Here is a 380-nt window from a genome sequence, read left to right as displayed (position 1 = left end):
ATGATCAGGTTGATAGGTTCGAGGTGGAAGCATGGTGACATGTGGAGCTGACGAATACTAATAGATCGAGGACTTAACCATATAATATGAAGCAAATGTTATCTAGTTTTGAAGGAATATACCTTCATAAGTCTGGTAATGATGGCAGAGAGGTCACACCCGTTCCCATACCGAACACGGAAGTTAAGCTCTCTAGCGCCGATGGTAGTTGGGGCCTTGCCCCTGTGAGAGTAGGACGTTGCCAGGCTTTATAATCGTCGCGGGGTGGAGCAGTCCGGTAGCTCGTCGGGCTCATAACCCGAAGGTCGCAGGTTCAAATCCTGTCCCCGCAACCAATGGTCCCGTGGTGTAGTGGTTAACATGCCTGCCTGTCACGCAGG

Annotated in this window: 1 tRNA gene and 1 rRNA gene; both read left to right on the top strand. The window is 50.5% G+C overall.

Going from position 1 to position 380, the window contains the following annotated elements:
• Positions 1 to 131 precede the first annotated feature (131 nt).
• Positions 132 to 247, top strand: a 5S ribosomal RNA gene (rrf, locus tag AC1M36_RS28555).
• 11 nt (positions 248 to 258) lie between these two features.
• A tRNA-Met gene (locus AC1M36_RS28550) sits at positions 259 to 335 on the top strand.
• Positions 336 to 380: the final 45 nt, after the last annotated feature.

This window comes from Bacillus sp. Medicinal_06, from assembly GCF_056711665.1.
This window is presented reverse-complemented; position numbering and strand designations above follow the sequence as displayed.